10 protein-coding genes are annotated in these 7,889 nt (G+C 49.3%); all 10 read left to right on the forward strand.

Annotation, left to right across the window (positions count from 1 at the left end; genetic code table 11):
* Positions 1–19 precede the first annotated feature (19 nt).
* Positions 20–382, forward strand: coding sequence for an NADH-quinone oxidoreductase subunit A (locus H5U02_04835; GenBank protein MBC7341759.1), 363 nt, complete (start codon positions 20–22; stop codon positions 380–382).
* Positions 343–864, forward strand: a complete 522-nt coding sequence (locus H5U02_04840; protein MBC7341760.1) for an NADH-quinone oxidoreductase subunit B — start codon at positions 343–345, stop codon at positions 862–864. The genes H5U02_04835 and H5U02_04840 overlap by 40 nt, the downstream gene beginning before the upstream one ends.
* On the forward strand, positions 857–1,306 hold the full coding sequence (locus H5U02_04845; GenBank protein ID MBC7341761.1) for an NADH-quinone oxidoreductase subunit C: 450 nt from the start codon (positions 857–859) through the stop codon (positions 1,304–1,306). Before H5U02_04840 ends, H5U02_04845 begins: the two co-directional genes overlap by 8 nt.
* Before the next feature lie 23 nt (positions 1,307–1,329).
* Positions 1,330–2,448: an NADH-quinone oxidoreductase subunit D gene (locus tag H5U02_04850; GenBank protein ID MBC7341762.1), complete on the forward strand. Its 1,119-nt coding sequence runs from the start codon at positions 1,330–1,332 to the stop codon at positions 2,446–2,448.
* A gap of 32 nt (positions 2,449–2,480) precedes the next feature.
* The gene (gene nuoH, locus H5U02_04855; protein ID MBC7341763.1) at positions 2,481–3,518 is read left to right on the forward strand and encodes an NADH-quinone oxidoreductase subunit NuoH; all 1,038 of its coding nucleotides are present in this window, start codon (positions 2,481–2,483) and stop codon (positions 3,516–3,518) included.
* Positions 3,519–3,534: 16 nt separating this feature from the next.
* Positions 3,535–3,936 carry an NADH-quinone oxidoreductase subunit I gene (locus H5U02_04860; GenBank protein MBC7341764.1) on the forward strand — a complete coding sequence of 134 codons (402 nt, stop codon included), beginning with the start codon at positions 3,535–3,537 and terminating at the stop codon, positions 3,934–3,936.
* 25 nt (positions 3,937–3,961) lie between these two features.
* Positions 3,962–4,459, forward strand: a complete 498-nt coding sequence (locus tag H5U02_04865; protein ID MBC7341765.1) for an NADH-quinone oxidoreductase subunit J — start codon at positions 3,962–3,964, stop codon at positions 4,457–4,459.
* Positions 4,459–4,764 (forward strand): NADH-quinone oxidoreductase subunit NuoK, encoded by a 306-nt coding sequence (gene nuoK, locus H5U02_04870; protein MBC7341766.1) that lies wholly within the window; start codon positions 4,459–4,461, stop codon positions 4,762–4,764. The genes H5U02_04865 and nuoK overlap by 1 nt, the downstream gene beginning before the upstream one ends.
* Before the next feature lie 18 nt (positions 4,765–4,782).
* Complete coding sequence (gene nuoL, locus H5U02_04875) at positions 4,783–6,651, forward strand: NADH-quinone oxidoreductase subunit L (GenBank protein ID MBC7341767.1); 1,869 nt, start codon at positions 4,783–4,785, stop codon at positions 6,649–6,651.
* Positions 6,648–7,889: NADH-quinone oxidoreductase subunit M (locus tag H5U02_04880; protein MBC7341768.1), on the forward strand; the 1,242-nt coding region annotated here is incomplete at its 3' end. The genes nuoL and H5U02_04880, both read left to right, overlap by 4 nt.

Genomic DNA, 7,889 nt, shown 5'->3' on the forward strand with positions numbered 1-7,889 from the left:
TGTTTTCTGTTGGAGGAGGATGGACGTGCTTGTAGAGTTTTCCAGTCTCGTGATATTCCTTATCGGTGGCTTAGGTTTTGCAGGGTTGGCATTGGGAGTAGCGCGCTTGCTTCGCCCGAAGCATCCTACGCCGCTCAAGCTTACTACTTATGAATGCGGGCCTGAGCCTCAAGGTCCAACCTGGGTACAGTTTAAGGCCAGCTATTTTCTTTACGCTCTTATTTTTCTGTTGTTCGATGTGGAGACAGTTTTCTTATATCCGTGGGCAGTTAAGTTTCAGGTTTTACCTTGGTTTGCTTTTGTGGAGATGTTTATCTTTATTGGCATACTGGTAATTGGTTTATGGTATGCCTGGAAGGAGGGAGCATTGGAATGGAAGTAAAGGAGCCCAAAGGTAATATAATCTTGACAACCGTTGAGGCTGTACTTGATTTTAGCCGCTCCCGGTCGTTTTGGCCTCTTACTTTTGGCTTGGCCTGCTGTGCTATTGAGATGATGGCGGCTAACTCGGCTAGGTATGATCTATCCCGTTTTGGGTATGAGGTGTTTCGCCCCTCGCCTCGCCATGCCGATTTAATGATTGTTGCCGGTACGGTCACCAAAAAAATGGCACCCCTGCTGGTCCGCATTTATGAGCAGATGCCTGAACCTAAGTATGTCTTGGCGATGGGCAGTTGTGCGATTTCCGGCGGGCCTTTTGTGGACTCGTACAATGTGGTGCCAGGGGTAGATAGTTTGGTTCCCGTTGATATGTATGTGCCCGGTTGCCCGCCCCGGCCTGAGGCTTTGGCCCATGGATTAATAGAGCTTCGGGACAAGGTAGCTGGCCGCAAAAGCCTGTTCGAGGTGAGGAAGCGTGCTTGATTATGATAGTCTGCTAGAGAAATTGACAGCCAGATTCGGACCGCGAGTGCAAATAATGGCGGATGCTAAAGACATGCTTACCATAACGGCGCAGCCAGAAGTGTTGTTAGACTTAATGAAGGAGCTTAAAGCGAAATTTCCCTTACTGGCTGACTTGACTGGAGCCGATTACCAGGGAGAGCTGGAAGTAATTTATCACCTGATGGCCATTCCTGGTGCCGATAAGCTTAGGGTTAAAGTGCGCATACCAGAGGCACGGGCGGAGCTGCCTTCGGTAGTTTCGGTGTGGCCAGCGGCCGAGGTGCAAGAACGAGAAGTGTACGATCTCCTAGGCATCAAGTTCATCGGCCACCCTCACCTGGTGCGGATCCTGTGCCCAGATGATTTCGTCGGCCACGCTTTGCGGAAGGATTTTCAGCTCGTGAGGGCTGAGCGCTCATAAGCTGAATGGGAGTGTGAACCATAGTGGATGTCGACCAAGCGAAAGAACTTTATACCCAAGAGATCGAAATCAACGTAGGCCCCCAGCACCCTAGTACCCACGGAGTTTATCGGGGTATTTTTACCATGGATGGCGAATATGTGGAGAAGGTCGAGAACGTAATTGGGTATCTCCATCGTGGTTTAGAGAAAATCGCTGAAAGCCGAACCTATACGCAATTCATTCCCTATACTGACCGTTTGGACTATCTATCTCCCATGCTAAACAACCTGGGCTATGTACAGACCGTAGAAAAGCTAGGCGGTATTGAGGTGCCAGAACGAGCTGAATATATTCGAGTAATTATGGCGGAGCTACAGCGGATAGCCAGCCATCTGGTATTCGTTGGTAGTTTTGCTCTTGACCTCTCAAGTACAACTGGTTGGATGTACTGCTTCAGAGATAGGGAACGCATCCTGGATTTGTTTGAGATGACCTGCGGATCTCGGGTTACCAATAGTTATATGCGCATTGGCGGGGTTGCAGATGATCTTCCTGAAGAATTTATACCGGCAGCCAAAAGATTGGTAGAGGACCTCCCTCGATGTTTCGATGAGTATGATGGTCTCCTAACCGGGAATGAAATCTTCCAGGCTCGCTGCCGCAATGTGGGAGTTGTAGACGCTAAAACAGCCATTGAATATGGCTTTACCGGGCCCAATCTCCGGGCTTCGGGGATTCAATTTGATCTCAGAAAGGCAGCCCCATATGGAATATATGACCGATTTGATTTTGAGGTCCCCATAGGAACCAAGGGCGATACCTTCGATCGGTTTGTGGTCCGTATACAAGAAATGCGGCAGAGCGTGCGTATAATTCGGCAGGCATTGGAGGCCCTGCCGGAGGGACCGATTCAAGCTAAGGTACCGAGGTCGCTAAAACTTCCGCCCGGGGAAGTCTATCACCAGATTGAGGGATCTAAAGGGATACTCGGATTCTATCTGGTAAGCGATGGTTCGGACAAGCCTTACCGTTTGCACATACATGGACCTTCGTTTGTGAATCTAGGACTATTTCCTCTGATGGCCAAAGGTGGCACTATACAGGATGCGGTGGCCGCTTTTGCTTCGATAGATATCGTGTTGGGGGAAGTGGACCGTTAAGAGTACTTCAACAATAACGAGGGGAGATATTCGTGGAAGGCATTTTTACGGCAATAGCGTCGTGGATTTATGGCCTGTTGAACTTCTTGGGCCTGCCCGGGTGGCTAGTTAATTTATTAATGGTTGCCATATACGCGGTGGCCATTATTGCCTTTGTGCTTCTAAATGTTATGTTCATCATCTATATGGAAAGAAAGGTTGCGGCCTATGTGCAGCAACGCCCAGGTCCGAACCGGGTTGGACCCCATGGGTGGCTGCAGCTGGTTGCTGATGTGTTGAAGCTGCTCAGCAAAGAGGATATCATTCCCAGCAATGTGGACCGCTGGTTGTATATTCTGGCCTCGCTGCTAGTTTTTGTGCCAGCTTTCATGGTTTTTGCGGTTATCCCGTTTGGGAAGGATATGGTAGCCATCGACCTCGATGTTGGCCTATTTTACTTCATATCGGTGGCTTCCCTGGGCACGGTTATTGTTTTGATGGCTGGCTGGGGATCCAACAACAAGTATTCCCTCTTAGGGGGCATGAGGGCCGTTTCCCAGATGGTAAGTTATGAAATACCGTTGGTCTTCTCATTGCTGGGCGTCCTTATGCTAGCCGGATCGTTGAAGTTGTCGGATATAGTGGCGGCCCAGAGCCGGCTGTGGTTTATTGTCCTTCAGCCGGTAGCCTTCATCACCTACTTTATTGCTGCTACTGCCGAGCTAAACCGGGGCCCCTTTGATCTTCCCGAGGGAGAGCAGGAGATTATAGCTGGGCCTACAACGGAGTACAGCGGGATGAGATTTGCTCTGTTCTACTTTGTCGAGTATTGCAACCTAGTGGCTGTTTCCGCCTTAGCCGTGACCCTGTTTCTTGGCGGGGGGAACGGGCCTTGGTTACCGTCGTGGCTATGGTTCTTCATTAAGCTCTATGTAATGATTTTCCTCTTCATGTGGGTAAAATGGACTCTTCCTCGCATCCGAGTAGACCACCTGATGCAGTTGAATTGGAAGTTCCTTTTGCCCATTACGCTAGCAAATGTGCTGGTTACTGGCGTTGGCATTAAGGTTTATCAGCTTCTTTGGCACTAAAGGCGGGTGAATTGGAATGTACGGACAGGGTATACTAAAAGGATTGGGCATCACCATTAGGCACTTTTTTGGCAAGGCCATAACTCAACAATACCCCGACGAGCGTCCAATACTGCCGGATCGATTTCATGGTTTTTTTACCCTAGATGTTTCTAAATGCAACGCTTGTGGGAACTGCGAGCGCGCATGCCCCAACCACGTTATTGAGGTTGTCAGCGAGCGGGATGAAGCCAATAAGCGGCACACTACCGCCTACATCATGCATTCGGCTTACTGCCTTTTTTGTGGTCTGTGCGTGGAAGCTTGTAATCGGGACGCGTTGCATTTTACCCAGGAGTATGAGTTGGCTACGTCGGACCGCAAGCAACTCAAGGTGGACTTAGTCAGACGGGCAGTTTCCGGGGCTGCTGATCAGTAAAGGTAGAAAGCGAGGTGGACAGGCGTTGGTAGCTCCATGGGTATTTTGGCTTTTGGCCATAGTTACGTTGGCTGCAGCTTTGGGGGTAGTGACTCAAAGAAACATCGTCTACAGCGCATATTGGTTGATCTTGAGCTTTGTGGCCGTAGCAGTGCTGTACATGGCCTTGGAAGCTGATTTGTTAGCGGTTATCCAGATTCTAATTTATGCGGGCGCGGTCTCTATCCTGATCGTTTTTGCCATTATGCTGACACGAAGGGGAGACCTAAGGAATAGCAATCCTTTTAATAAATATAAGCTCACAGGAATGGTGATAACCGCGGCTTTTTTCGGCGTCCTAGCCTTAGCCCTTGTCAAGACACCCTGGGCGTATGTGCTGTCGCCAGTGACAAGTGCAGTGGGGCCAGTAGCTGAAGCGATGATGACCAAGTATGTGGTTCCGTTTGAAGTGGCGGCCCTACTTTTGTTGGTAGGTATGGTGGGAGCTATATTGATGGCGCGAGGGGTGGATAATCGTCAATGATTGGATTAGAGCACTATTTGGTGTTGGCAGCCGCTCTTTTTTGCATCGGCCTCTATGGGGCGGTAGCCAAGCGCAACGCGGTGGCTGTACTCATGGGCATTGAACTGATGCTTAATGCGGTAAACATCAATCTGGTAGCACTAAACCGTTTCCTTAGGCCTAGTGACTTCACTGGTCATGTCTTTGCTATCTTTGTAATCGTAGTGGCAGCAGTAGAGGTAGCAGTTGGATTGGCTATCGTAATTAATATTTATCGCAATCGGCTCAGCAGCAATGTGGACGATTTTGATTGGTTGAAATGGTAGCCCAGGGAGGTGAAAGCAGTGATTGAGCATGCATGGGTAATACCTTTGTTTCCGGCCATTGCTTTTGTGATCATTGCCCTAGTTACCCGCCCGATGAAACTTTTAAGCGCTTTGCTGGCTATAGCGGCCATGTTTGGCTCTTTTGTCGTGTCCCTAGGTGTAGCAATCGATGCTTTTAAACTAGGGGTTAGCCTGGAAAAGCCGCTAGAAATCGCTGTGAATTGGCTTGGGTTTCCGGGGTTCAAGGTTGAAGCTGGCCTTCTAATCGACCCTTTGACCATAGTCATGCTTCTGGTAGTTACGACGGTGGCCCTTTTGGTGGAAATCTACTCCGTAGGTTACATGCACGGGGACCCGGGATTCTCCACGTTCTTTAGCTATATCTCCCTATTTGCTAGCTCCATGTTGGGATTGGTAGTTGCCAATAACTACTTTATGATTTATTTCTTCTGGGAATTAGTAGGTTTGTGCTCTTACCTGTTGATTGGGTTTTACTTTCACAAGACCTCGGCTTCTCAAGCTAGCAAGAAGGCGTTCATTGTTAATCGTGTAGGGGATTTTGGGTTTCTACTAGGTTTCCTAGTGCTGTTTCTAATGTTTGGCACTTTTAATTTCCGCGAGTTGGCGGCAGCGATACCCAGTCAGGCTAACACTGGGATCCTTACAGTAGCTGCGCTTTTGGTTTTACTTGGTCCGCTGGCCAAGTCGGCTCAGTTCCCCTTGCATGTATGGCTGCCTGATGCCATGGAGGGTCCAACTCCGGTCAGCGCCCTCATCCACGCCGCCACTATGGTGGCCGCTGGTGTTTACCTATTGGCGCGGGGCTATGTGCTCTTTGCCAGTTCCCATGTGGCCATAACTACTATCGCTTACATTGGCGGTTTCACGGCCCTTTTTGCCGCCTGCATTGCCCTGGTGCAGCGCGATTGCAAGCGAGTTCTGGCCTACTCGACTATAAGCCAGCTCGGGTACATGGTTATGGCTATGGGAGTAGGTAGCCTGACGGCTGGGATGTTTCACCTGACTACTCACGCCTTCTTTAAGGCTCTTCTCTTCTTGTGTGCTGGTAGTATCATTCATGCCTTAGACGAACAAGACATCTTTAAGATGGGCGGCCTTTATAAATACATGAAGGTTACCGCCTGGACTATGATTATAGGGTCCTTAGCACTGAGCGGGATTCCGCCCTTGGCTGGCTTTTGGAGCAAAGATGAAATTCTTTTGAGTGCCTTCAGCCATGGATACTATGGATTATATGCCATTGGCACCTTAGTAGCCTTTATGACTGCCTTTTATATGTTCAGGTTGATCTTCTTAGTCTTTTTTGGACCAGAAAGGTTTGTTGGTCATCCCCATGAATCACCGGCGGTGATGACGGTACCGCTAGTGATATTGGCGGTCTTTTCAGTGCTATCGGGGTTCATTGGCGCTCCATTCGTGGAACATGGCTTTGCTTCCTATATATATTTCCAGGAAGCCGAGCATGCATCTGTCAACTACGGGGTGATGGCTGTTTCTACGTTGGTAGCGCTAATGGGGATCTTGCTAGCTTGGTTGGTTTATCATAAGCAGGTAATCTCCCATGAAGCACTGGCCCGGCGGTTTGCGGGGTTACACACTTTGCTGTATCGAGGATTTTACATCGATGAGCTTTACCATTGGATTTTTGCTAAAGTGGTGCTGGGTATCGGAGCTGCCTTCAACTGGCATGATCGCCACGTGGTGGACGGAATATTTGACGGCATTGGCGACCTTACCAAGGTATCGGGTGGAAAGCTGCGGCTAACCGAAACCGGGCAACTTCAGAATTACGCCTTGGTGATATTTGCCGCCTGCGTCATCATTGCTTTATGGATCGCCTGGCCAGCATTAGGAGGGATACAATGAATTTTCCCATCTTGAGCTTGATTCTCCTAGCGCCGGTAGTAGGACTGCTGATAATCCTGTTAATACCTGAGCGGGAGCAACTGCTGATCAAGATCGTTGCCGCCATATCTACGGGAATTGGCTTGATCCTGGCTCTGGTCGCTTATGTCACGTATGACAAGGCAGCCGGCGGGCTGCAGTTTCTTGAAGACATACCCTGGATCAATAGTTTTGGCATCCATTATTCCACCGGGGTCGATGGCATGAGCCTGCCCTTGGTTTTGCTGACAGCCATCGTGATCTTCACGGGAGTTTTTGCTTCCTGGGACATGCATGACCGCATCAAAGAGTTCTTTATCTTTCTCCTGATGCTGGTTACCGGGGTATTTGGAGTATTTATTTCCCGGGATCTATTTTTCTTCTATTTCTTCTTTGAGGTAGCAGTAATTCCTATGTATATCCTTATTGGGGTTTGGGGCAGCACTCGCAAAGAGTATGCAGCCATGAAATTGACGCTTTACCTCTTGGTTGGTAGCGCCCTAGCCTTGATCGGCATTATTGCCCTTTACCTCTATGCCGGTCAACAGCTGGGTAGATACACCTTTGATATCCAAACCCTTGGACAGGTTAAATTCCCGGTAGCCTTCCAAAAATGGGTATCGTTCTTGATCATATTTGGCTTTGGTGTACTGGTGCCCATTTGGCCGTTTCATCTGTGGTCTCCAGATGGCCACGTGGCCGCTCCCACGGCGGTAAGTATGCTTCACGCCGGTGTACTCATGAAATTGGGTGCCTACGGTCTAATTCGCGTGGGGGCGTTTCTATTGCCGGAGGGCATCAACTATTGGGCTCCCCTGATTGCGGTTCTGTGCGTGGTCAACGTGGTGTATGGCGCCATGATTGCAATGATGCAGAAGGATCTCAAGTTTGTAGTTGGTTACTCCAGCGTAAGCCACATGGGCTACGTTCTGTTGGGGGTAGCCACCTTCAATACCTTGAGTATTTCTGGTGCTGTAACTCAGATGTTTGCCCATGGAATCATGACCGCCCTATTCTTTGCCTTGGTTGGCAACATTTACCACAAAGCCCATACTCGGGAAATTGCTCAATTTGGCGGATTAGCGCATCAGATGCCGAGAGTTGCGGCTGGCTTCATGATTGCGGGACTAGCCTCCTTAGGCCTGCCGGGCCTACAGAACTTTGTAGCTGAGTTCCTCATTTTTACTGGATCTTTTACCAAGGAACAAGTATTGTTTGGC

This window comes from Clostridia bacterium (assembly GCA_014360065.1).
Lineage (GTDB): Bacteria > Bacillota > DSM-521 > Neomoorellales > JACIYF01 > JACIYF01.